We start from the raw sequence: 24,413 nt of genomic DNA, 5'->3' as shown, positions 1-24,413 counted from the left end.
CCATGGCAGACAACACAAGCTGCAGCGCTGGGAAGCATTGTGGCAACGGCACATTTTCCTGATCGCCAGCATGTAGGCCGTAGCGAGCCATAGCGAGTTACGGCAATTTGCGCGCACCGCCGTAACTCGCTATGGCTCGCTACGGCCTACTTTCAAGGGGCGTGACAACTTGACGGCGACACATTTTCATCAGGCCCAGGCTTACCCCGGCGGGATCAACGAATTTCGCTCGATCGCGCTCTCGATCGCGCTTGGGTAACCAAGTCGTTTGCTCCGCCGGGACAAGCCCGGCGGAAGCAGTCACCATCGCGATGAGAATGAAACTTGCGCGAACGAGAACTGCTGCAACCCCAGACTTTTTGCGGCCCAGCGTGTGGCTAAATTCGGAGACGAACCATGATCGCTGAACTCATTTTTTCGTCATGGTTTTGGTCAATCATCGATGCCGTAGGCTCTCAGTCGGTCGCGGAGGGTGCTGCGATGGATGCCGAGCATCTCGGCGGCTTTTCCGCGGTTGCCTTGCACGTGGTTCAAGACGACTTGCATGAGCGGTGGTTCAATTTTCGCAAGGAGATCGCTGTGAAGTGTTTCGGTGGTTGGATTGTCGGCGATGGCTTGCTGCGACCATGCCGCGACGATTTGGTTGAGCGTTTGGATCGAGGCTGTCGCGCCCGCGCCGCGTCCCGGTTTGGGGGCGGGAAAGTCGGCGGTCGCAAGCGCCCGGCCTCGCGCAACGACGGCAGCGTGTTCGACGGTGTTCTTGAGTTCGCGAACGTTGCCGTGCCAATGGCGTGATTGCAATTCGGCGACAAGATGACCATCGAGCGTCGACTCGTCGTAGCCCATCGAAGTTAAGAAGTGTTCGCACAACGGCGGAATGTCATCGACTCGCTCGCGCAACGGCGGTAGATGAATCTGCATGCCTGTCAGACGATGAAACAAGTCTTCGCGAAAGTCGCCCGCAGCAACGGCGGAATGGAGATCACAATTGGTCGCCGCCAAAATTCGCACATCGGTTTTGCGCGGACTTGTGTCGCCAACACGGGTGTACTCGCCTTGTTCTAACACTCGCAACAATTTCACTTGCGTGCCCAGTGGCAGGTCGCCGATTTCGTCCAATAGCACGGTGCCGCCGTCGCCACGCTCGAACAAACCGGCCTTGTCGTCCACCGCGCCGGTGAAGGCTCCTTTGATGTGACCAAACAATTCACTCTCGATCAGATCCGGGTTCAGTGCCACCGGTGCGATGGGGATGTAAGGTTGGTCGGCGCGGTGACTGTGCCGGTGGATGGCCGCAGCGACCAGCTCTTTTCCGGTTCCCGTTTCGCCGGTGATCAAGACGGACAAATCGCTGTCGGCCACCAGTGCGATTTGACGAAAGACGTGCTGCATCGCGGGCGACGAACCGACCAAGACCGACGCGGTGCTGTTGGCGGACTGCGAGGCTTTGGGCTCGGTTGGTCGACTGGAACGCTGCAGCGCCAAACGACAGGTGCGAAGTGCATCGTCAAGCTTGAAGGGCTTGGTCAGGTAATCGGTCGCGCCGTTCTTGACCGCGGCGACGGCGGTTTCCAAATCGCCAAACGCGGTAATGATGACGACCGGCGCGTTGCCGGTTGCCTTCAAGAATTTTGGCAACGAGGTGATGCCGTCGGCCTTGGGCAAACGGACATCCAATACCACCATCGCGGGTTGGTGTTGGCTGGCCAAACGCAGACCTTCTTCGGCGCTGGATGCCGTTACGACATCGTGGCCTTCGCCAGTGAGCATTTTTTCCAACGCCCAACAAATCGAAGGTTCGTCGTCGACGACCAGCACGGTTTGTTTGCTTGTCATTTTGAATCCAATGAGATCATTGTTTTCGATTCCAGTTCAAAAATGGTCTGGTCTTCTTTGCGACGCCAACGGACTTCGCCGCCCAACCGCTCGGCAGCTCGCTGGACCACTGATAGCCCCAGCCCCATGCCTTCGGGTTTCGATGTGACAAACGGCTCGAACAATTCGTCGGCGATCGTTTCAGAGATTCCAGCACCGTTGTCCGCGACGGTCAAACGATGACAACCAGCATCGTCAATCGTCAACGCGACGTCGATCCGATCGCCCGCCTCGATCGCGTTGTGAATCAAATTGCTGGCCGCCGCCATCCAGGATGGGCCATCCGACACCAAATACTGCGAGGTCGAATCATTCGCCTCTAAATCAACGACTCGCCATGACATGTCGACCTGCAAGTGTTTGGCAAGCGGCGATAGGCTTCGTCGCACGTCTTCAAAGCATTGGTGAATGCTCATCGGGCGGTCGTCGTCCTGATTCCCAGAAGCGACCAACAGCAAACGACGAACGTAATCCTCGGCGACTTCGATTTGATGAATCGCAACCCCGATGCCTTCGTCATCGGCAGATTCACATTGCTTGGCGTGCAGTTCAACCGCCATCCGAGCACCGGTCAGACTGTTGCGCAGTTGATGTGCCATCCCGCCAGCGATTTGGTGCAGCAACTTTTCGCTTTGTTGATGATTGACTTGGTTCCAAAGCTGTCGCAATTCAGTGGCCATGGTGTCGACCGCACTGCCGAGCCGTCCGATTTCGTCGTCGACTTGGTCGGACACCTTCGATTCAAAATCGCCCGCGGCAACCAGTTCGACTCGGCGATGCAATTTGTTAACGCGGCCGACCAGACGCGATGAAACGATCAGCGTGATCGTGCTGAGAACCAGGATCGTGGACAGCCCCGTTGCCAGCGGCAGGATCGCGGCTCGGCGGCGACTGGCTTCGATTTGCTGTTTGTCAAAAAGCACTTCGATCTTGGCAACTCGATCCGCTCGCTGCGTTTGGTTGCGAGTCGAGAAGGCGAGGATGCGATAATCAAGACGTGCGTTTTCAACTAGTTCAATGGTGCTGTCGGTCACGTTGCCCGACGAATCGATTCCGACAAGCTGCGTTTGCGTCAAATCGGCAAGCAGGTCGAGCACGACGCGATTGAGCGGGAACGTTGATTCGGCAAGCGACCGTTGAATGCCATCGAACCGTTGACTCAGTTCTCTTTCCGCCCGTCGATCCCCCAACCAATACGAGCCCATTGCGACCACGACTGCGGCGACCAAGGCCGCAACCATCACGGGCGCGAGCAGCCGGAAACGCAGAGAACGAAAGGGGGTTGCTGGATGGGACACGGAACCATCATAAATGAAGAAGATGAAGATGGAACGACGTCTAATCGCGACTAAAAATCCGCCGACGGTGGCGAAAGTATCGCCATCGCGTTGATGGGCGACGGCTGAAACGTCGTGGTTTCCCACTCCGAGCCCTTGGCACGGCGTCTGCTTAAAGACGACGGCATCGCCGAACGCTCGGTACGGCGAGTGTCCAATCATTGAAATAGAGAAACTTGATGCCAACGAAACGATCCGCCTTCACCCTTGTCGAATTACTCGTCGTCATCGCCATCATTGGCGTGCTCGTCGGCCTGCTCCTGCCCGCCGTGCAATCCGCACGCGAAGCCGCTCGTCGGATGCAGTGCAGCAATCATCTCAAACAAATCGCCTTGGCCGTTCACAATTATCAAAGTGCGTTCAAGAAATTCCCGCCTTCGGCCTTGGTCGACCTTGGTGGTTCCGGCATCGCTCACAACGGTTCGTGGGGCGTCCACGGACGGATCCTGCCTTTCCTGGAACAAGGCAACGTCTTCGAAGGCATCGACCTGTCGGTCGCTTGGGATGATCAACCCTTCATCGATGGCTTGAAGATCCCAACCTACGCTTGCCCCAGTGATCCCGGCAGCGACCAAGAACGCGTCTTCAGCGACGGACGGCCGACGCTGTACCCGACCAACTACGGTTTCAACTTCGGCACTTGGTTCGTCTTTGACCCAACCAATGGCCAAGGTGGTGACGGGATGTTCCACCCCAACGCATTCTTTAGCTTTCGCGATTGCCTCGATGGAACCAGCCACACTTTGCTGACCGCCGAGGTTAAATCGTGGACGCCATACACTCGCAACGGAGGCCCTTCGACAACGGACATGCCACGAACACAAGCCGAAGTCGAAGCGATCGTAAACAGTGGTGCCCAGTTCAAGAACACCGGCCACACCGAATGGCCCGACGGACGAGTCCACCACACAGGATTCACGACGACGTTGTCACCCAACAGCGACGTTCACCACACCAACGCCGGTCAACTGCACGAACAGACGGATTTCAATTCATGGCAAGAAGGCAACGACGGCAACCTGGGAAACCCAACTTACGCGACCATCAACTCACGCAGCCATCACACAGGCTTGGTGCAGGCCGCGAGGGTGGACGGTTCGGTGTCGTCGATTACCGATTCGATCGATATTGAAATTTGGCACGCGATGGGAACAAGGCATGGGCATGAGGTGATCGAGTGATGGTAAGAATGGAGCCAGGGTAAAAAGTTCGACACTTTTGGGTGAACGCCACCGTGTAGGTTTCTGTAAGTTGCATCCAGGCCGAATTTTCAATGGTCCCACCCAACGCCGTGAAGGATTTCCAAACCGTTTAACCGCGTGGGCATCGCCCCGCGAGTTCGGTTCCAGCACAACGCGCGGGGCGATGCCCACGCGGCTAAACGATTTAACACGTGTTTTCCTGGACCAAAACTCTTCATGGCGTTGGGTTTCACCTGGACCGCTAAATCTTTGGTAATGACATCGTGTTTTGAAATTCAGAATTGTTCTGCTTTCAGTCCAATGCGGCCATTCGAATCGTCGGAGGCACCTCGATCGATTTCCGCTGCGGGGCAAGCCCGGCGGAAGCAGTGACCATCGCGATGAGAATGAAACCTGCGCAAACGAGAACTGCTGCAACCCCAAACTTTTAGCGGCCCAGAGGTTGCCCGCGTAAACTTGAAGTACAATCCATCCGGTATGAACGTACAAAAACTGGATCGTATGATCGCGGATTCGACTGAGACGCTTGAAGCGTGCCCGGATGATGTTGACGCTTTGAGCCGACGTGGCTGGGCTTGGCTGAAGAAGGAAGAATATAACAACGCAATCGCGGACTTTGATAAGGCTTTGTCTTGGGACGCTGACCTCGTCAAAGTCCTTAACAACCGTGGGCTGGCGTTTTGCGCAAAGGGTGATCATGACCTAGCGATTGCGGATTATACGGCAGCGATCTGCCGCAGTCCCACAAGCGAACTCCTGATCCACTTTCACTACAACCGCGGTCGTGCCTACAGGATGCGGGGATCATTCGCCGAAGCGATTGAGGATTTCAATGAAGCCATACGTCGCGACCCTCGGCATGCCAAGGCGTGTGGTTTTCGAGCTCTCGCTTGGCACGATCTTGGCGATTACCGCAGCGCGATAGCGGATTTCGATCTTGCCATTCAACTTGATTCCAAGTCGGCGGACACTTTCCACAATCGAGGCAACACCTGGGTATGTCTCGGCAAGTTGCGCAAGGCGATCGCTGATTTTACACGAGCGATCAAGCTTGATCCCAACAACCCAAAGAATTCACTCACGCACAACAGTCGCGGCATCGCCTGGAACCGCAAAGGACGATACGCCAAAGCACTCGCCGACTACGAACGAGCTCTTGAACTTGATCCCGATTCATTGATGCGCCGTGCAGTCCTCGGCTCTTTTTTGGCGACGTGTCCGCAACGTCGTGTTCGCAACGGTTCGCGTGCAGTCGAACTGCTCAACGAAGTGTGTGAGATGACGGACAATCGTGACGCAGAGAATCTGGAATATCTCGCTACCGCTCACGCAGAACTTGGCGATTTTCGGTCTGCGATCGCGGTCCAGAAAAAGGCCATCACGCTTGTGACCGACGAGCACCAGAAAGAGGACATGCGGTATTATCTGGCGATGTTCGAGGCGGGTGTCCCTTGGCACAGCGAAAAGCCAAAGTGGCGTGACCGCTGGGCTTGAGCAGCGTAACGTCCGTTTTCATAGTCGCCTTTCGCTCCGCGAAAGTAGCGAATTCGCTGCTTTCGCGGAGCGAAAGGCGACTATCAAAAAGGAGCACGTTGCTTGGCAGAAGATCAGTGATCCTGCATCGTTAGGATCGACTCAATGGCTTTCGCTTCTCAGCACCTCGACGTCAGTCCGCAATTTCTATTGACGTTGTCGGATGAGGGACTTGGGCAGTATTCTCTTTACGACCAAAATTGTTTCTGATGCTTCCAATTCAGGAACCTTCCAATTAATCCGCACGAATCCAGACATGTTGAAGCTAACCGGCGATTATCAGTCATTCATGCCAGTTGAACAAATTACGACAGAGCAATTGATCCGCAACCTTGGGCGTTTCCCAAGGTCGGTTTTGCCGATCGGTTTGATCCGCGAACTGCACTCGCGAGGTGACGCGATTCATGATCCGCTAGCGACCACGGTCAGAAAGGCGGTCGAGTCCGTTGGAGGTGGTCTGGGCAGCGAACCGAATTCAGTGTTCTTCGCTTTTGGTTTATTGGTGCCGATCGCGAAGCAGGAAGATCAAGCCCTGATCGAATCCCTGTTGATGCTACCTGAAAAGTCAATCGATTTTCTGTTGGGTGATTTGTTGACAGAGGCGATGCCTCGTCTGGTAGCTGGTTTTTTTGAGGACCAAAATGCGTCTGAGGTCCTTGGCTGGATCAAACGAATGGTGGATCAACCTGAATTGAACAATCTCAATGCGGGATCGTTGTTTCGCGGCATGACATTGGCGGTGTCGATGGGGAACCTAGAACGACTCGATGCGTTGGAGCTATTTGTTAATCGTTTGGAAGAGCGTAGCGATCAACGATACGATCTACAGTCGGCGCTGATCATAGGCGAATTGATGGACCTTTCTGATGGCGACACCGAATCGATTGATGTCGCCGTCCGTTCAAGCTTCGCTCGCGAGCAAATCGACACAGACCATATCCGACTTGTGGACTGGGAAAGCGTGGGATTCCACGGTCTCATTGATGTCAACGAAGATACCTGGAACGATCCGGCAAGTGAATTGAGCACCTGGTACTTCAGTTACTGTAGCGAAGATTTGGATCCCATCGATGCGACTTATCGAGTCAACGATAGGTCTAATCGAAGTTCGCAGATTGCCGAATCGGCGATTCCCTACTTAGTGGATCAAATTCGGCAATCGACCGACGACAACTTTCCGCAAGACGCTGTTGAATCAGCCGATGTCGCGTTTGCAAACATGTACACTGCGATCATCGAGATGATTCGTGAAGAGGTCGATCGGTACGATCGCGATTCGGAAGCGTGGGTTGGAACCGGTGCTTACCTTGGTTTAGTGTTGACGATTTCCGGTCAGATGCCGCTGCCCACGGACCTGCTGCAAAAAATCATGCAGCTACCCCAAGACGATCGCGAGGCATTATTTGGGGATCAGTTCGATTTGATCGTGCAAGCAGTCGCGCTGACACCATTGCCGCAATACGAGTTCGTTGAACAGTGGATTTGGGACGCCAATCGAAGCGCCGCAGATCGCCGCGAAATGGTGGAGGTTTACATGCAAGCTTGCCACCAAGGCAACTTGGATCGCGAGTTTGCGATCGACGCTCTGGTCGCTGGCCTTCGACGGGCGCTCGATGGCGAATCGATGTTGATAACGTCTTATGCCGAGCAACTGGCTTTCTTCACATCGACGTCGCATCAACAAATTCTTGAAGAGGCCTTTGGGCGAGAAGATGTCGAGTATCTTATGCCGCTCGATACCCTACGCCGAATGTCGCAAGATGCCGAGTTCGCGAAGAAGCAGGTGTTGGAGCGGGCGCGAGTCTATCGCAATGCCAAAAGGATGATTACGGAAGGCGTTATGTTTGGGTCAAATCCGTACAAAGAGAAACCTAGCCGCCAACGTCTGCCCCGGCCAGCTTTGAAGCCAGCTTTGCAGCCAGTTGCGAAACCTGCTGCAACAACAACGACGCGAAGCGACGACCGCACGCCACGCAACGCACAGTGCCCATGCGGCAGTGGCAAGAAATACAAGAAGTGTTGCATGAGACAAGGGTAGTCGATGTGCCTTTTCGTAGCTGGGCCCGCCAGGGTTCAGTCGGGGACAGCTAATGATGGACTGAGCAGGTACTGAACCCTGGCGGGACCAGGTACGGGAAAACCGGGAAGCTATTTCGGGACAGTTCCTTGGTCGGGTCGCTGACCGGCTGTCGAATAGTTCTGCTTGAGGCTGCTAGTATTCCGCGTCACCTCAATTTTCGGGTAGCGGAACTCGCCAAGAGTTTCGGCTACGAGGGGGACGCCGAAAGTCTACGCGACTTCCGCTACCTCCTAACCGATGATTGAGCTGACATGGGCTACTAGAAGCGGCGCTGGGCCAACGGCGGATTGCTGCTGAGGATCTCGCCGGAGTCGGAAACTTTTAAGTAGTACGATGCACCAATGTGAACGGTGGTGGAGTATTCGGAGTCGCCGGTTGGTGCCAGATTCTCCCAAACGTTGACACGGTAGTTCCCGTTGTGATGCTGACACACTTCGACGTGATGCAGTCGCGGTGGTCTGCCGGTAATTTCCAGAATTTGCGTCTTGATCGTTACCGTGTGGTCAGATTGGGCCGCGGTTTCAACTTTCTGTGGTGCTTCTTGATCAACTTTTGACATGATTTCCTCGGCCAATAAAAAAAAGAATGAGTTCGCGAACTGTATCCTAATCACCTGTGTTTCGATACGAGACTGTGTTTCGATACCAGACGAGGATCGAAAAAACGTCGTAGATGGATCGATTCGGCCGATTCGTCGCGTTTTTTTCGCTGCAAAATGATGCGGACTCCGGTCAAGCCAAGTTATCAAGCCAACTGGTCGGTCTCGCTGGCCATTGACGCGTCGCCACAATCCAAGCGAAACCATTTCTAAAAATTTCGACGGAGAATCAGGCGATGTTCGGATCGGGTAACAGTAAAGAGAAACTGCAAGAGAAATACAACAAGCTGATGCAGGAGTCTTTTGATCTTTCGACGGTTAATCGAAAGAAGAGTGATGCGAAGCGGGCCGAAGCGGAAGAGATCGGCAAGCAACTCGACGAGTTGGAAAAGAAGGGCTGAGAATTTATTGCGTCAGAAATTCTTTTCGTCAATTCTAATTCGTCGGAGTCATTGCGATGACATACGCGCGTTCTCGGTTGTGGCTTGGCATTTCCGGCGTCGGGTCGCTTGTCTTGATCAGCACCTTTCTGTTGGCGACCGGCTTGCCGCTGGAGTGGCTGCCCAGCAGCAACGTTTGGAGCGGCGCGGACCTGCTTGGTTTGATGTCAGCGATGGGTTGCTTAGTCGCATTGATGTTGCCGCTAGATCTGCTTGGCGGCTTCCTGCTTCCTAACCGTTCGCGTCCCAACACGATCACGGCAACCGCGTTCATGGCAAATTGGCTTCGCGGCGTGGTCGTGCAAGCGACTTTGTTTCTGTTCGCGGGTGTTACGATCTTGGCGATGGGACGCTCGTTCGGATTGATCGGTGCCTCCTTTGCCGTGCTTTGCATTGGGTTGTTTCATGTTGCTTTCCAACTGCGAATTGGTCGGCTAACGGCGTCGTTGCCAAAACATTCGGGCGATCATCCAACGAATGATGCTGTTATGTCGGCTGCACTTCAGCGGACGGCACAGTGGGGGTGGAAACCAAAACCGATTGTGGTGCTGGATCATCACGATACAGGTTTCACCGGTGGCGTTGTTGGCTTGCCGGGAATGGAATCGATCGTGGTTCCGTCAGCGTCGCTCAGCAAGTTGAGTCCAGAACAAGTTGCAGTAACGATCGCGAGACGTCTGGAAGCGATCCAAAGCGGCAGTCGTTCGCGCGGAATGGTGCTCGCGCTGGGTTGGGTGATTATCGGATTCGTTCTCTCAGCGATGTTGCCCGGCGCTGGCGTGACTAGCGTTGGTGAACTTGCGATGACGTGCTTGGGATTCACGCTGTGGACGTTCCTTGGACTTTTAACATTGCCATCACTTAGCCGCCAAGCATCCCATGCGATTGACCGCAAAGTGATAGACCAGGGCGCTGCACCGGAGACGTTTTCCGAGGCGATCAAGACGCTCGATCGTTTGCAGGATGACGAACCGAAGCGGTCTAAGCTGATCGAGACAATTTTTCATCCGGTGCCAAGCGTCGATAATCGTCTAAACGAATCGGCCAGCACGTTTCCAATCGCTTGGCATGCGGCGCGGATGACATTGTTCGTATCGTGGGCGTGCATGGGGATGCTAGTCCGTGCGGTCCACTGCAACGCCGGTCGTCCCGAATTGTGGGTGATGCTGCCGACAGATTGAAGGCTTTGCTTGTCACGACAGGTTATCACGACAGATTACCGCAACAGATCAGCGTGGGACTGGCAATTGATGAAGGATCTCGCCAATCAGTGCCGCTTTTTCGGTTCCCGCGTAACGGGCTCGGGTATCAAGTACCAATCGGTGAGCGAGAACGGGTTCGGCTAGCTTTTTGACGTCGTCGGGGATCACGAAACTGCGTCCTTTCATCAACGCCAATGCTCGAACCATTCGCGTGAACTGCAACGAGCCTCGTGTCGAAACGCCCAACTGAACTGCGGCATGGTTTCGCGTCGCAGTAATCACGCTCAACAAATATCGCATCACCGAATCTTCGATCTCAACCAGTTCGACCGCTTGCTGGACTTGAACGATGGCATCCGCATTGGCGACTGCCTGCAAATCGTCAAGTGGATGTGCCGAACGCTGGTCATGCAGGATGCGAAGTTCTTCCTCTTCGGAAACATACCCAAGCGACAAGCGAACCATGAAACGATCCAACTGTGCTTCGGGCAGCGGATAGGTTCCATGAAATTCAACCGGGTTCTGAGTCGCGATGCAAAGAAACGGTGAATCCAGCGGGTAGGTTTGTCCGTCAACGGTCACCTGCTGTTCCCCCATCGCTTCTAACAACGCCGATTGGGTTCGCGGTGACGCGCGATTGATTTCGTCTGCCAACAACACGTTGGCGAAGATCGGTCCACGGTTGAATTTGAACGTGCTGTCCCGCGTATTCAAGATCGATGAACCGACGATGTCCGACGGAAGCAAGTCGGGCGTGAACTGGACACGGTTGAACACGCATCCCGTCGAAATTGCCAGCGTTTTGGCGAGCGTCGTTTTGCCGGTTCCGGGAACATCTTCAAGGAGTGCGTGCCCTTTCGCCGCCAAACAACTTAGCAGCAATTCCAGTGAATCTGGTTTGCCGCGAATGACTCTTTGAAGATTGCCGAGAAGCTTTTCGAGTGTGTGCTGGGCATCCGAAGTGAGCTTCGATTCGTTTTCTGTTGGAGCATTCAAGGTGTTTTGTCTCGGCGATCGTTTTCAATCTGCAAAACAGCATTGTAGCAGTCGCCAGCGAGTGCGATCTATTTTGCGTTATCCTTGATCAGGTTGGGGAAAAACGATGCTCGGGCTTCCGTATCCAGATTGCACAGCACGACGCGGCTGCCCTTGTTTTGCAGCACGACACGAAATTCGCCGATCTTGATCACTGCATCGCGGTCGAATTCGGTTACGCCCGCGAAATCCAACAACACACGACTACCGTTGGTCAAATGCTCTGCCAGATCAGCAAAGTCTTTACGCAATTCGCTGATTGATTCGGCGTTAACCATGGTCGGATTCTTGAACATCACATGCGTCACGCCGGTTGGCCTGATCGTTACGTCAAGCTGCAGGAATCGCCAAAGATCGGGATCGAGTGCGTAGGTGTTGACACGAGCCGATTTGGTCGCGAGCGCGTCGCTGGCTTCCTGTTCAAAGTCAAAAATCTCAAAGGTTCGATGGCGTACTTGTGCCATAACTTTTTCCTACCTGTTCTCTTAAAAAGCAACTCGCCAGTCGTCCAGAAGGAACGCGGCGATCAAAGAAGTGCGACGTCGGATCAGAGGCAATCGTTAGCAACGATGTTGATTAGATCGCGTCGACACAGAACACGAAACGCGATTGGATCTCGTTTCGTTAGGCTGAAGTATACAGCATTACCGGCTCAATAGCGAACGAGTGGTTTCGCTGACCGCCAGCATGTAGCCACAGCAGCAGCGATGAGTGCCAGCTTGGGGTGTCCGAAACGAGCAACAGCGAGTCTTCGGTAAGCCGCAGGACGTAGGCCGGCAACGAGCCGCTTCGGCGCTGTTCCGGCATAGAGTGTCGGCTTAGAGTGATGGCGCGGATTGCCGGAACTGCGTCGAAGACTCCTTGTTCCGGCCTACTTAACTGTTCCGGCATAGAGTGATGGCTTAGGCCCGGCGGGCCGGCAGCTCCCTGCCGGGTGCGCGAGCACCCGGATGGCTGCCCCACATCAATTCTCTGGCTCGGTTTCGCGGCTACGCCGCGAAACCGAGCCAGAGAATTGGTTACAGAGAAAAAGTGAGATATAGCGCTGCCATCCGGGGATTTGCATCCCCGGCAGAGAGCTTCCGTCCCGCCGGGACTATTCACCAGCGTTATGATCGCGGATCGATCAAAGACAATTTGCCTTGATTTATTCGACTTCCCTCGGGATGAGTGACGACACCAATCCGGCAGTAATTAAGACGACGTCCCCTGCGAAAGCCGACACTTATTCCCCGTTCTCCGCCGGCCAGTGCATGAGCTTGCAATCGCGCGGTAGAGATTCCGCGGTCACGATCAATCGGCAAACCTGCTTGCCGCACCATGATCTTGGCGGTCACGATCATTCGATAGTCGAGCTTTAGAAGCGTCATCACAACCAGACTGGTCATCGACACATCAGCGCCGCACATGTACGCCTGGCCCCAACAGGATCCCCACTTTGTGAGCAGGACCGTCTGGAACAAAACGACTAGGAGAGCCAGAACGGCAAGTCCCAGCGTCACTTGCACGGTTTCACTCGCTTCGGCCTACTTTTGAACTCAAATCGATTAGCGTGCCCGTTCCGGCCTTCGGTTCCGCAACATGAAAAAACGTTGTGCTACTTCGATGTCTTCATTTCGCGAATTGCGAGTGAAAGAAAACCAATAGCTTTGGAACTTGATCGCACCCTGATGATAGAGCCAATCGGCAATCAAGCAATGAGTCGTTATCGGTATCGGTATTCCGTGTAACGGTCTCGGTATCCATGATGGGTGCCCCAGTGTCGATTGCTGCTGGACCCAAAATAGCCGTAGGAATAGGGCTGTTTCCAAGTCGGTCGTTCTCGGCCACCTGGGATGTTTGCTTGACGTGGTTGCATCGGACCGAGCGGCCATTTCTTCTTTGCAAACTTCAAGTGTTGACCGTGCAGCGGCGGGCCTGGCAGATGCTGGCGGTCGTCTTGATGGAAAAGCCCGTCTGAGTGCGATGAGTTTCCGGCGTGATGGCCGCCAGGATGAGCCAATGAATGTGATCGCGATCCCGACGCAGTCGAACGTTGATTGTTTCGCGCCGCAGGAGGACGAATGACGGCATGCGCCGGAGCACTCTCGGAAAACCCGGACACGGCTTCGCGATGCAGGGTCGAGTGATCGACGTGCTGTTGGCCGAAATCATCTGGCTGAATCGATTGAATCGTCGGCTCTTGGAATTGGGCCAAACGAACCGGCGGCGGAAGCTTGATTTGCTTTTGCTGGACACGACGAGAAATCTGTTCACGCGAACGATCAGTTTCACGGTACGGCGACCACTCGGTTTCTTGCCCCAGACAAGTTGGTTCGCACGCGAAGCAGGCGACACCCATCAATAGAACGATGTGCGAACGGCGAATAACGTTGAAGATCGACAGCATGGCGGGTCCACTTGGAAGCGTGCAAATTGCGGGCTCGGTAATCTAGGAAGACCTTGCCGGTTATCTTGATCGGCACGATTGGGGTCGGTGATTGAGAGAAACCGTCAGAATCACCTTGCTGCCGCTGTTCTTGGCTTGTTATGAACGAGTGGTTCTCGCTGCCTGAGAAACAAAACAGCACGGTTTCGACGACGCTTTTCCGATTGGGCACCCTGCAACGATTGGTGAAGCGTCTCAATCGAGGAAAGAATCATTTGATTCGCGCGTCACGATCGTGACGATAACGCAAGAACGCCGAACTCGCTTCGCCGGCAGAGGTCAATTTGCTGGCGCGCAACATTACTGCAAGGATGCATTCACGATGAAACTCGATCGCCGACAATTCGCTCTGCTAGCCGGATCGATGTTTACCGCCACCACCGTCAGTGCCCAAGACAACGGCCTGGCCGAACCCGTTCATCGCGTCGCCAACGCCTCCAGCATGGCAGCACGCCCGACCACACAACACCCGCTTGATCGTGCCCTCGATCTGGCTCGCACCAGTTTGGTCGGATGCCGAGCCAACGTGAACGATTACACCGCAACGCTGATCAAACGTGAACGCATTGGCGACACGCTTGGCGAACATGAATTCATGGAAGTCAAGGTTCGCAACCGCAAACAATCCGGCGGACAGATCACTCAACCGCTCAGCGTCTACATTCGTTTTCTGAAACCTTCCAGCGTGAAGGGCCGCGAAGTCATTTACGTGGAAAACCAAAACGAAGGTAACTTGATCGCACACGAAGGCGGATTCAAAGGCCGTTTTTTGCCAACCGTCACGATTCCACCAACAGGCATGTTGGCGATGCGTGGGCAACGTTATCCGATGACCGAAGTTGGCGTCGAAAACTTGATCGTCAAGCTGATTGAGCGTGGTCAAAAGGCGCGTGAGCAGCCCGACGTGCAATGCGAGTTCCGTAAGAACGCTCGCGTCAAAGATCGCATCTGTACCGTGTTGCAAGTCACCAGCCCAACCAAGGTCGAAGGCCTCGATTTCTATCAGGCTCAGGTCTTTATCGACGACCAACTTTCGCTGCCGATTCGCTACATCGCCTACGATTGGCCCAAGCGAGCAGGTGCACCGTTGGAAGTGATCGAGGAATACAACTACCTTGATTTGAAGGTAAATGTGGGGCTGACCGACAAAGACTTTGACCCGTACAACGCTGACTACAATTTTCATTCGTAGTAGCGGAAGCCCTCTGCCGAGTGCGTCACGACCGATCGAATAAAGTGAGCCGCGACGCGTAAGCGGCCGGGCCTACCGCGTTGCCGGGTGCGTCACGGCCTGTCGATTAAAGCCGGGCCTACCGCGATAGCCCGAGGCCTTACGGCCAGCGACTGACCACTATCGTTGGAAACATCGACGAATCAGTTCTCGCGCGTGGGATCGTCGCTCAAGTCACCTTCGGTGATGATCGTGAATCCTTTTTCGCGAAGCGTGTTGATCGCCGATTCGGGGTTTTCAACCATGATCGCCACCGCTGGTTTTCCGTTGGGGCGGACAATCAATGAATAGGCTTGAGTGATATTGAGTTCGGCTTGCAGCAGTGCCGAACAAATCGACAGCAAGGGTTGATTGCCAGAGGGCAATTCAACGCCGACCAAGTCGGTTTCGATGATGCCCAGGCCGCTGCGTTCTAGGATTTCGCGTCCACGGTCAGCATCACTGAGCAGGAATCGTACGAACGCACACTCGGTCGCATCGGCGATCGATATCGCACAGATGCGAATGCCGGTGCCCTCGAAACGTTTGACCACCTCCGTCAATTGACCGACGCGGTTTTCCAGGAAAATGGTGAACTGACGAAGTGCCGGATAATCTTCTCCACGAGCCGTTTGGAAGGCAGTGCTTGATCCGTCACCAATACTCATAAGTTTTCTTTCGTGGACAATATCGCGGTAGGTTTGTCGCCGACACAAGGTTGCGAGTCATTTGATGGCTAACGGCGTTAGCGAGATTCTAGGCTTTTCGATACTCTGCGGTCAAACCAGTCGAAAACTCGCCCCCAATTCCCGCCCTTAACTGGATCGTGATGACGCCAGAAACTCCCGACTCGACCAACCCCGCTTCGTGGAAGTTCAAACAGAGCTTCCGAGTGACGTACTATGAAACCGATGGCCAGCGACGCGTTCATCATTCCAACTACCTGAAGTACTTTGAACGAGGCCGCATCGAAATGCTTCGTGAGGCTGGGATACGCTACAAAGATCTGGAGGACAACGGTTTCATGCTGGTCGTCACCGAGATGAATCTGCGGTACCAAGCGGCCGCAGAATTCGACGATCTGCTAACGTTAACGACGACTGTGACCAAAATCGGTAAGGTGCGGATTCAGCATCACTATGCGATCGATCGTGATGGGCAAACGATTGTCGAAGCCGATTCAACGATCGCCTGCATCGGCAAGACAGGCAAGCCGACGCGGTTGCCTGATTGCTTCTTTCGTAACTAATTTTTTCGTAATTGGGCGTCGAAGAACTGCCAAGCCTCTTGCCTGGTTTCGTCAGCCAGGTCTCCGCCCCAACCGTGCCCAGCACCAAACAACAATTCCATCCGCCCATCCAACCCTGCTTTGGAAAGCTTTTCACTCATCAGGATTCCTTGTTGATAAGGCACCAGCGGATCGGATGTTCCCTGGAACAACAGCATCGGTGCATCCGCCGAATCGACGTAGGTAATGGGTGACGCCTTCGCGTAGACGTCGCCCAAGTCCATCTTCAAGCCGCCGATAAAGTCGGCCACCAGAGGAATCGAAACCGCGGGAATGTTGTTCTGAGTCAAATCGGTCGGGCCAAAATACGAAACCACGGCCTGCACCTTGCTAGGTTGATCGATCGTCTCCGCCCAAATATCTCGGCCTTCTAAACCGTCATCCGAATCCGTCACGCCCAACATCATCGCCAAGTGAGCGCCGGCGGAATATCCGACCGCACCAAAACGATCCGGATCGATTCCAAACTGCTCGGCCTGTGATCTTAAGAACCGGACCGCCTGTTTGACGTCATGGACTTGAGCAGGAAAACGGTGCTGAGGGCAAAAGCGATACGCCAGCGTTGCCGCGACATACCCGCGTTTTGCCAATTGAAGGATCTCAACACGATGCGAGGCCTTGTCGCCTTTTCGCCAAGCTCCACCGTGAATGACCACGACGCAAGGTCGAGATGGCGTGTTGTCCAGATCCGGAAACGCGACATCCATTTTCATCTCGATCGAATCGACAGTCCCATAGATCACGTTGGTTTTCAGAGCTACGGAATCCTGAACAGGCTCTGAATCCTGCACAGGCTCTGCTGCAAACGATTCAGTCCAGCAGCAAATCAGCAAAGCGAAAACGGTCGTCGAAATACGCACAAATAGTCCTCGGGTAACGCTTCATAATGACTGGTAGTCGCCAAAACAATACTGCGAAGATACGATCCTATCCAACTTTGTAACATACGCAGGGCATGCTGGAAACAAAAATGGATCCCAACGGCGGCGACGTGATTCCCCATCGGCAGGTTGCATTGCACTGCGCCGCCTCAGTCGTGTTGCTTTGGATGGCAGGGCCGCCGACCCAGTGGTGGCCGTTGGCGTTGGTTGCCATCGTCCCTTGGCTGAAACTCATTTTGATGACCGGACGCTTGGATCGTCGTGGTAAGTGGATCATTGTCGCCGTTTCGACGCTTTATTGGATGGTGTCGCTGCAGGGTCTTCGCCACGCCCACCCTGCAATCTATGTCGGTTGGTTTGCATTGTCCGCCTATCTCGCTGTGTATCACCTGCTGTTCATTTGGCTTGCACGCCGATTAATTGAGCGAAAAATCGGCCTGCAAATAGCCGCGCCCTTGGCTTGGATGACAACCGAACTGGTTCGCAATTACCTTCTGTCGGGCATTTCCGTGCTGATGCTCGGGCACGCGATGGCCGACGTTCCAGCGATGATTCAAATCGCGGATCTGGTCGGTACCTACGGCGTCGGCTGGGTCGTCATGGTGGTCAACGTGGCTGTCGTTTGTGTGTTTAGTTTTTGGAAAGGCAAGGTCGATCGCAAGTCTGCAATCACGGCGATTGGTATTGCCATTGTCTACGTCGTGGCAACGCTTGGTTACGCGTCCTATCGATTGGCGGAACCAACAGGCAAAGAGTTGGCAACGTTCCTGCTGCTGCAACGAAACGAAGAAGTCGATTATCTGCAATCCCAGGAACGCGAACTCGAAATTTTTGAAGCCTACGCAAAACAGGCCGTCGAAGCAGTCAAACGCAGCGAGCAAACAATCGATGCAGTCGTGTGGCCCGAATCGATGTTTAGCGGCGGAGCGGCTTGGATGGTTGCCGCGGACGATATGGTCGTGCCAGCGGAAGCAGAAATGCCGGCAGCCGAATTTGCGGCCAGTATCAAAGAGCAGCAAGCGTACATCGAACGGCGTGCCCGCTACTTGGGCGAATTGATGATCGAAGGTGGAATCGAAAACGACATCCAGGAAAAACCGCCCGCCTTCATCGCAGGCTGTGGCGTTATCAGCTTCGGGGAAAATCCAGAATCCTACAGCGGCGTGCTGCATGTCGATTCCTCTGGTAACGTCGCGTCGTGGTACGGGAAGATGCACTTGGTGATGTTCGGTGAGTACATTCCGATCTTACCCTGGATTCCGGGTGCCAATTCGTTGATGCCGCCCGGTATGGGGTTGGCGACCGGCGAACAGCCCGGTCGCATGCCGGTTGGCGACACTCTGGTTTCGCCAAATATCTGCATCGAAACAGCAGTCGAACGAGTCACCGGTGCTCAGGTGCATTGGCCTGGTTTACCTTCGCCCGACGTCGTCGTCACCGTCACCAACGATGGATGGTTCGACGATTCCAGTCTGATCGAACATCATCTGCGCTGCGTTCAACTGGTCGCAGTGGGTGTGCGCCGCCCAATTCTTTCCTCGGCCAACAACGGTCCCACTGCTTGGGTTGATGATCGTGGGGCGATCGTTGATCGTTTGGAACGCGGAGAAAACGGTCAGGTCATTGCCAAGCCCACTCAAAATACGCGTACAAGCTTTTACGCTCGGATTGGTGATTGGCCGATGCGTCTACTCGGGTTGCTGACGATTGTTTTGGCGTTTGTTCCTGGTCAGCGCTTCACATCAACGAAAGCTTAGCCAAGTTGTCGTCACGCTGCCTGAAATGTTTCCGCCCGCACCGATTGTGTTTTTGTGATTCGATTCCGTCGATTGACAATCGTACCGAGGTGGTGATTCTGCAGCATCGGCGCGAACGATTTCATCCTTTCAATACCGCACGCATCGTTCATCAGGCTCTAAGCCGCTGCGAATTGTTGGTCAATCACAACAAGGAACTTGCCGAGCAATTTGAAACCAAGACGCTGTCTGGGAAGGCTGCGTTGCTGTTCCCCGATCCGAATGCCCCCGAATTGTCACAGCTTTCCGCCGATCAGATGCCTGATCAATTGGTCGTGATCGACGGTACCTGGCATCAAGCAAAAACTTTGCTGCGGGATATGCCAAAACTGGCGACGTTAAACAAAGTACGCCTGGCCCCCACGTCGCCGGGACAGTATCGAATTCGCCGTGAACCTGATCAGCATGCTCTGTCAACATTGGAGGCGACGGTGTCAGCTCTGCAATCGATCGAACCAGAAACGATTGGGCTGAACAAGTTAACTGATGCGTTCAACCGCATGATCGGTGATCAACTGAGCAACAAGTCGTCGAATTGGCGTCAGAACCAGAAGCGGCGTCGAGGGTCAGCGAACATACCAAAGGTTTTGACGGGTGATCCAGCAAAGATCGTTGTCGCTTACGGTGAACGCGAACCCGGACGACGAGGTGATCGTAAACACTGCAGGCAAGAACGACTGCAACCGGTTTACTGGACGGCAACTCGCTTGGACGGCAGCGAGAGTTTTGAATGCCTGATCCAATCCGAAGCATTGAAAGATCCAACCTTCTTGCAGCACTTGGCGATTGACCAAGCAAGCGTTGCTTCAGCCGTTTCCACCCGTTCGTTTCGCGAACAATGGAAATCCTTTCTACGCCCCGATGATTGCCTTTTCGTTGACCGTCAAAGCACAGCGAATCTGTTGGTCAGTTGCAATGCCGACTTCATGCCAAGCATTAACTTAAAAGCGATCGAGATCGATTATCCGGCAGACTTGTTCAGCGACTGCGAGGATGTTGATGCTTCGCCCCGAGCTCATCGAAGGCTGGCTAACCTTGTTCGGCAGATCAAGTTTTTGGTTTCAACAACGATTTAGAAACCCTTCACGGCGTTGAAAGTAGTCCCGGAGGGACGGAAGCTCTTTGCCGGGTGCGTTAGCACCCGGAAACAGTGCGACAAACAACCCTCTGAGCCTCGATCGATCGGCGGCAACGCCGCCGATCGATCGAGGCTCAGACAAACATGGGGCCGCGAGTGCTGACCGGCTTGTGGATTAATTCAATATCCGAACGGTAATGGTGAGCCGCTGGCCGTCGCAATCTTTGGGTTCACCGGGCAATGCGGTAGGCCCGGCCGCTCACGCGTCGCGGCTCACCATTACCGTTGCGATGCCGATTAAAGTGGGCCGCGACGCGTAAGCGGCCGGGCCTACCGGACCCCACCGCATTTCCCGAGTGCCTGACGGCCAGCGGCTCACAATGACATGAAACCACGCAATGCTTAGCGGCGGAAACCCCGGAAGAACCTTGGTCTGTATTGGGGTTGAGAAACGCGGCCGTGGATAGTTGAGCTGCGGGGGACCGTGTAGTACACCGGTTGGCGATTCGAACGGTAACGTGTGGCCGATGGACCCTTGCGAGCCCGGTTGGTCGTGTACAGCAAACTACCGGGCTTTTCGTGAAGCGGCTTTGCCCATCCCCATGACGAATTTCGATTTGCCGCGTCTGCGGGAACCGCTGTGACTCCGAAAAGAACAGCAACGCCCAAACAGATACTAAACCGACATAAGCAACTGGAATACATCTCAAGCCCTCGCAGAAGTGAATTGTGAAACGCTGAAATTTTCAGCGTCGTCGTCGATCACTGGCTTTAGTATACGCCGCTACGTCAAGATTGTTCACGTTTGACAAACGATTCAAACGTTTTGAACACTTGATCTTCAGGAACCAGGTTCGGAATGATGCCGATGCGACGCAGCATATCCTCGGGCTGGGTTTGCAATCCGGTCAGCGTGACGGTCTTCCCGGCCTTGTTCAATTGCAGCAGCGTGTCTTCGAGCGTGTAAAGACCTGATTGATCAATACTGGGCACCCGTTCCATCCGAACAACCAAAATCTTGGCGCTCGATGGCAACGATTCGGATAACGTTCGAAAGCCGGACGTGAATCCAAAGAACAGCGGGCCGTAAAGATGCTTTACGTAGATCGACGGATCATCAGCGACTGCTTCTTCGTCGGGCCAGGGTGGTTCAGGTTCCAGCTTCTTAATCGTTGACGCAGATTCCGCCAGGTCGCTCGATTGCTTCATGAACAGAATACTGGCCAGCACCACACCTGCGGCAACCGCGTGGATCAGGTTTCCGAAAACGGTCCAGATCAGGACAACGATCATGACGACCGCGTCGGCTCTGGGGATGTATTTCAAATGTCCCAGCGATCGGTAATCGATGATCGCAAAACCGACCGAAATCAGCAAACCCGCCAGCACACTTAGCGGGATGTAGGAAACCAACGTCCCCAACCCCAGCAACGCCAACAGTTGAAACAGTCCATGAGTGATGCCCGAAAGCCGAGTCTTTGCGCCGGCATTGATCGCGACCACGGTTCCTTTGGTTGCACCGGCACCCGGGATCCCGCCAAACACAGACGCCACCACGTTGCCAATCCCCTGGCCAATCAATTCGCGTTTACTGTTGTGTTGATCCTTGGTGATGTTGTCAGCAATCACCGACGTCAACAACGAATCGATCGACCCCAGCAACGCTAGCGTCATTCCTGATTGAAGAATAAACACATAGTGTTCGGAAGACACAGAGAGAAACGAACTGATTCGCAGTGGTGGAAAACCGCTTGGGATATCACCAATCACGGGAACATCCAACCTCAACGCGATCGCGACGCCCGTTCCAACCAACAACGCCACCAATACCGACGGAACCTTTTTGGTGATCCGGGGGAACCCGTAATTGACGGCGATCGTTAGCACGCCCAAGACAACGGCCCACACATTGATCGTTGCCAAAGGCTCGCTAATTTTCGTGAACACTTCGATCGTTGACTTGGGCGACTTGCTGCCCAGCAACGGCCAAAGTTGCAGAATGATGATGATCAGACCAACGCCGCTCATGAACCCAGACACGACCGGGTACGGGAAGTAACGAATGTACTTTCCCACGCCCAAAAACCCCAGCAAGATTTGAAAGACGCCGCCTGCTAAAAAACAAAGCAAGACGATGCCGAGTCCGCTTTCCAGATCGCCGGCCGCTTGGACCGCGTAAACGACAATGGCGGCTGAAACGACGGTCATCGGACCGGTCGGCCCGGACGCTTGAGTCGGCGTGCCACCGAACATGGCGGCAAAAATCCCCACGGCAATCGCACCGTACAAGCCAGCCGCGGCACCCATTCCCGATTGCACGCCGAAGGCCAACGCCAGCGGCAGTGCAATGATGCCCGCGATCAGTCCGCCGCTGATATCGCCCTTCAGATTCTTAAATTCGTAACCCAACATCCTGCTGGTCTTTCTTAATCGAGAAACGAAACAGTGCCATCGTCCATGTCATAGACAGCGCCAACGATCAAAATCGCATCGTCATCTTCCATCTGACGTAAGATCTCGCTTTCGTCGCGAATTCGGTCGATCGTCATTCGCACATTCCGCTCGGTGACCGCGTGAACAAAGTCTGCATTCTTGCTGCTACGGTCGTCGTCAAAGCCTTCGGTTTGCTTGACTGCTGGCATCACCTTGGCCAGCATTTCAGTGATGTTGCCAAGTTTGACGTCGTCGATCGCACTCTTGACCGCTCCGCAGTGCTCATGCCCCAACACCAAAATCACTTTGGCACCGGACACGTGACACGCAAACTCCATCGAACCCAAGATATCTGGATTGACGAAATTACCCGCGACTCGAGCGACAAACAGGTCACCGATTCCGCGATCGAATACGTCTTCGACCGGGACTCGCGAATCGACGCAAGACAAAATGATTGCTTTAGGAAACTGGCTTACCGCCGCCTTGCGAATCTGAGCCTTGTGGTTCCGGACCGTGACTTCACCGGCAACAAAACGAGCGTTGCCTTCCTTCAGCGTTTCAACCACGCTAGCGGGAGTCAGTTTGTCTTGCTGTTCTTTCGTCAGGACTTCTTCAATCAATCCATCTCGGTCGGTTGACAGAGGTTTTGCCATCACTTGGCTCCAAGAAGAGGGAACACGTTAGGAATCTGTGTCGCAGCATTCTATGGAAAAGTGACGCTCTGTGTGAGTAGCCTGCAATTGGCAATTCAAGGGCGATATTGCGATTGCCGGACCTGCGTGTTGCTTATTCATTGCTGATTCCGGCCTGCAAATTCAGGGACGCAATCATCGCAGCCCGCTCACCGGATTGGTTCGGTACTCCGCATTGCCCGGCAATTCAACGCAGTACGGCGACAAACGCGGGTCAGGTTCGGGGTAGTCCGTGCTGATGTACTGAGCACCACTGCCGAGTGCTTTGTCGCGACGCCGAGTGTCGTTGTTTCTGGCTTGACGAGTTTCAGCATCAGCGCGAGTGCGAACGATAAAGCCTGACTTCACTGCTTTGACAATCTGATCAAACTGTCTGACAGGATCGTTGATCTTGACGAACGCGGCGGTGGGATGATCGATCGGCGATGAAACAAACATGACTCGATCTTGCAAGTTTTCATGCCCGGATAAGTACATCGTTCGCTCGACTGCAGTGTTGTCCAACGCGAACCAAACTCGACCACGACATTCCTCAAGCGTCGGCCAGCCTTGCTTTTTCACCGCGTCCCGCAGTGTTGCGTATGCTCCTCGCACTAGATCCGGTGTCAACATTTCATTCTCACCAAAGACCGATCGGATTTCAGCATCAACTTGATCCAACAGCGTTTCATCAAAGCGAATCGTTTTCAGAAACGACGGCCCCACCACTTTGTGCTTCAGTTCCAGCAGTACCAAAATCGGAACGTGGTTCGGGTTGCGTTTCGAGAACTGATGAACCTGGCGAAGTGCCCCGACCAACGTCGCGTTGTTTGTTCGGTAGTCGAAATCCGGTGAATGGAGAATCTTGAAGCCCGGTTTTTCCAGAATCCCTCCGGCGTTTGGGTCAGCTATTTGACTGTTGCGATTCGGTTGATAGGCAACCGGATTCGCAAACAGTCCACCGTCTGGGTCAGCATAAATATCAAACTCCAGTTGCCGAATACCGATTTCCGCCAACTGATAGTGGATCGGCTTGTGAGAATAGTCCAAGGCTTCCGCCGACTTTTTGTCGGTCAAACGAATCGCTGCAAGAACTGCCTTGGGCGGCGCAAGATGATATGAATTATGAGTACCGATGACTTGAATTTGATTCAGTCGCAGCGGTTCCTTAACATCAACATCTTTCGATTGACCCAAGCAAGGCGTAGCGCAAACCAGATGCGCGACGCTGGAAATGATCGCGGCGCAGAGTACCAAGAATCGACTGGTATCGAGATTCGTCATTGGCACACGTGTAACAAAGCTTGGGAAAGCAAGGACGTT

At 54.2% G+C, this 24,413-nt stretch carries 21 protein-coding genes; 9 read left to right on the top strand and 12 right to left on the bottom strand.

What is annotated here, in order from left to right; genetic code table 11:
• Positions 1-432: 432 nt before the first annotated feature.
• Positions 433-1,836, bottom strand: coding sequence for a sigma-54-dependent transcriptional regulator (locus RC85_RS09075; protein WP_068261434.1), 1,404 nt, complete (start codon positions 1,834-1,836; stop codon positions 433-435).
• Positions 1,833-3,374: a sensor histidine kinase gene (locus tag RC85_RS09070; RefSeq protein WP_238383112.1), complete on the bottom strand. Its 1,542-nt coding sequence runs from the start codon at positions 3,372-3,374 to the stop codon at positions 1,833-1,835. The genes RC85_RS09075 and RC85_RS09070 overlap by 4 nt, the downstream gene beginning before the upstream one ends.
• A 17-nt stretch (positions 3,375-3,391) precedes the next feature.
• Between RC85_RS09070 and RC85_RS09065 the strand changes: the two genes are divergently transcribed.
• From RC85_RS09065 to RC85_RS28215, 3 genes are all read left to right on the top strand, one after another.
• A complete protein-coding gene (locus RC85_RS09065; RefSeq protein WP_068261433.1) occupies positions 3,392-4,393 on the top strand; it encodes a DUF1559 family PulG-like putative transporter in 1,002 nt (333 codons plus the stop codon).
• Between the two features lie 498 nt (positions 4,394-4,891).
• Positions 4,892-5,908, top strand: coding sequence for a tetratricopeptide repeat protein (locus RC85_RS09060; RefSeq protein WP_068261430.1), 1,017 nt, complete (start codon positions 4,892-4,894; stop codon positions 5,906-5,908).
• Between the two features lie 211 nt (positions 5,909-6,119).
• Positions 6,120-7,985: an SEC-C metal-binding domain-containing protein gene (locus RC85_RS28215; RefSeq protein ID WP_202907964.1), complete on the top strand. Its 1,866-nt coding sequence runs from the start codon at positions 6,120-6,122 to the stop codon at positions 7,983-7,985.
• 301 nt (positions 7,986-8,286) lie between these two features.
• Here RC85_RS28215 and RC85_RS09050 read toward each other — a convergent pair whose 3' ends face one another.
• On the bottom strand, positions 8,287-8,586 hold the full coding sequence (locus RC85_RS09050) for a hypothetical protein (protein WP_235033203.1): 300 nt from the start codon (positions 8,584-8,586) through the stop codon (positions 8,287-8,289).
• 275 nt (positions 8,587-8,861) lie between these two features.
• Between RC85_RS09050 and RC85_RS26725 the strand changes: the two genes are divergently transcribed.
• Entirely contained in the window at positions 8,862-9,026 is a 165-nt protein-coding gene (locus RC85_RS26725) for a Lacal_2735 family protein (protein ID WP_149752645.1), read from the top strand.
• A 56-nt stretch (positions 9,027-9,082) separates the two neighbouring features.
• Positions 9,083-10,246 (top strand): hypothetical protein, encoded by a 1,164-nt coding sequence (locus RC85_RS09045; protein WP_068261424.1) that lies wholly within the window; start codon positions 9,083-9,085, stop codon positions 10,244-10,246.
• Between the two features lie 48 nt (positions 10,247-10,294).
• Here RC85_RS09045 and RC85_RS09040 read toward each other — a convergent pair whose 3' ends face one another.
• The 4 genes from RC85_RS09040 to RC85_RS09025 all read right to left on the bottom strand — a co-directional run bounded on the left by RC85_RS09040 (position 10,295) and on the right by RC85_RS09025 (position 13,691).
• Positions 10,295-11,263 carry an AAA family ATPase gene (locus RC85_RS09040; RefSeq protein WP_068261421.1) on the bottom strand — a complete coding sequence of 323 codons (969 nt, stop codon included), beginning with the start codon at positions 11,261-11,263 and terminating at the stop codon, positions 10,295-10,297.
• Positions 11,264-11,331: 68 nt separating this feature from the next.
• Positions 11,332-11,766, bottom strand: a complete 435-nt coding sequence (locus tag RC85_RS09035) for an STAS domain-containing protein (RefSeq protein ID WP_068261418.1) — start codon at positions 11,764-11,766, stop codon at positions 11,332-11,334.
• Between the two features lie 645 nt (positions 11,767-12,411).
• Positions 12,412-12,804 (bottom strand): flotillin-like FloA family protein, encoded by a 393-nt coding sequence (locus RC85_RS09030; protein WP_238383113.1) that lies wholly within the window; start codon positions 12,802-12,804, stop codon positions 12,412-12,414.
• Between the two features lie 203 nt (positions 12,805-13,007).
• Positions 13,008-13,691, bottom strand: coding sequence for a hypothetical protein (locus RC85_RS09025; protein WP_068261413.1), 684 nt, complete (start codon positions 13,689-13,691; stop codon positions 13,008-13,010).
• 361 nt (positions 13,692-14,052) lie between these two features.
• Here RC85_RS09025 and RC85_RS09020 point away from each other — a divergent pair, with 361 nt between their 5' ends.
• Positions 14,053-14,922 (top strand): DUF1571 domain-containing protein, encoded by an 870-nt coding sequence (locus RC85_RS09020; RefSeq protein ID WP_068261455.1) that lies wholly within the window; start codon positions 14,053-14,055, stop codon positions 14,920-14,922.
• A gap of 182 nt (positions 14,923-15,104) precedes the next feature.
• Here the strand turns inward: RC85_RS09020 and RC85_RS09015 are convergent, their stop codons facing one another.
• Positions 15,105-15,608: an acetolactate synthase gene (locus RC85_RS09015; protein WP_068261410.1), complete on the bottom strand. Its 504-nt coding sequence runs from the start codon at positions 15,606-15,608 to the stop codon at positions 15,105-15,107.
• Between the two features lie 161 nt (positions 15,609-15,769).
• Here RC85_RS09015 and RC85_RS09010 point away from each other — a divergent pair, with 161 nt between their 5' ends.
• Positions 15,770-16,189, top strand: a complete 420-nt coding sequence (locus RC85_RS09010) for an acyl-CoA thioesterase (RefSeq protein WP_068261407.1) — start codon at positions 15,770-15,772, stop codon at positions 16,187-16,189.
• On the opposite strand, the gene RC85_RS09005 is transcribed toward RC85_RS09010, so the two are convergent.
• Complete coding sequence (locus RC85_RS09005) at positions 16,186-17,088, bottom strand: alpha/beta hydrolase (RefSeq protein WP_068261404.1); 903 nt, start codon at positions 17,086-17,088, stop codon at positions 16,186-16,188. The genes RC85_RS09010 and RC85_RS09005 overlap by 4 nt on opposite strands.
• Positions 17,089-17,183: 95 nt before the next feature.
• On the opposite strand from RC85_RS09005, the gene lnt reads away from it, so the two are divergent.
• Both lnt and RC85_RS08995 read left to right on the top strand, forming a co-directional pair.
• Entirely contained in the window at positions 17,184-18,866 is a 1,683-nt protein-coding gene (lnt, locus tag RC85_RS09000; RefSeq protein WP_068261401.1) for an apolipoprotein N-acyltransferase, read from the top strand.
• A 5-nt stretch (positions 18,867-18,871) separates the two neighbouring features.
• Positions 18,872-19,981 carry a tRNA-uridine aminocarboxypropyltransferase gene (locus RC85_RS08995; RefSeq protein ID WP_235033202.1) on the top strand — a complete coding sequence of 370 codons (1,110 nt, stop codon included), beginning with the start codon at positions 18,872-18,874 and terminating at the stop codon, positions 19,979-19,981.
• Between the two features lie 791 nt (positions 19,982-20,772).
• Here RC85_RS08995 and RC85_RS08990 read toward each other — a convergent pair.
• The 3 genes from RC85_RS08990 to RC85_RS08980 all read right to left on the bottom strand — a co-directional run bounded on the left by RC85_RS08990 (position 20,773) and on the right by RC85_RS08980 (position 24,374).
• The gene (locus RC85_RS08990; RefSeq protein WP_068261398.1) at positions 20,773-22,395 is read right to left on the bottom strand and encodes a SulP family inorganic anion transporter; all 1,623 of its coding nucleotides are present in this window, start codon (positions 22,393-22,395) and stop codon (positions 20,773-20,775) included.
• Between the two features lie 14 nt (positions 22,396-22,409).
• Positions 22,410-23,072, bottom strand: coding sequence for a carbonic anhydrase family protein (locus RC85_RS08985; protein WP_068261395.1), 663 nt, complete (start codon positions 23,070-23,072; stop codon positions 22,410-22,412).
• A gap of 174 nt (positions 23,073-23,246) precedes the next feature.
• The gene (locus RC85_RS08980; RefSeq protein WP_068261392.1) at positions 23,247-24,374 is read right to left on the bottom strand and encodes a phosphatidylinositol-specific phospholipase C1-like protein; all 1,128 of its coding nucleotides are present in this window, start codon (positions 24,372-24,374) and stop codon (positions 23,247-23,249) included.
• Between the last annotated feature and the right edge of the window lie 39 nt (positions 24,375-24,413).

This window comes from Rubripirellula obstinata (genome assembly GCF_001642955.1).
Lineage (GTDB): Bacteria > Planctomycetota > Planctomycetia > Pirellulales > Pirellulaceae > Rubripirellula > Rubripirellula obstinata.
The sequence above is the reverse complement of the archived record's forward strand: the minus strand, read 5'-3'. Positions and strand labels throughout refer to the sequence as shown.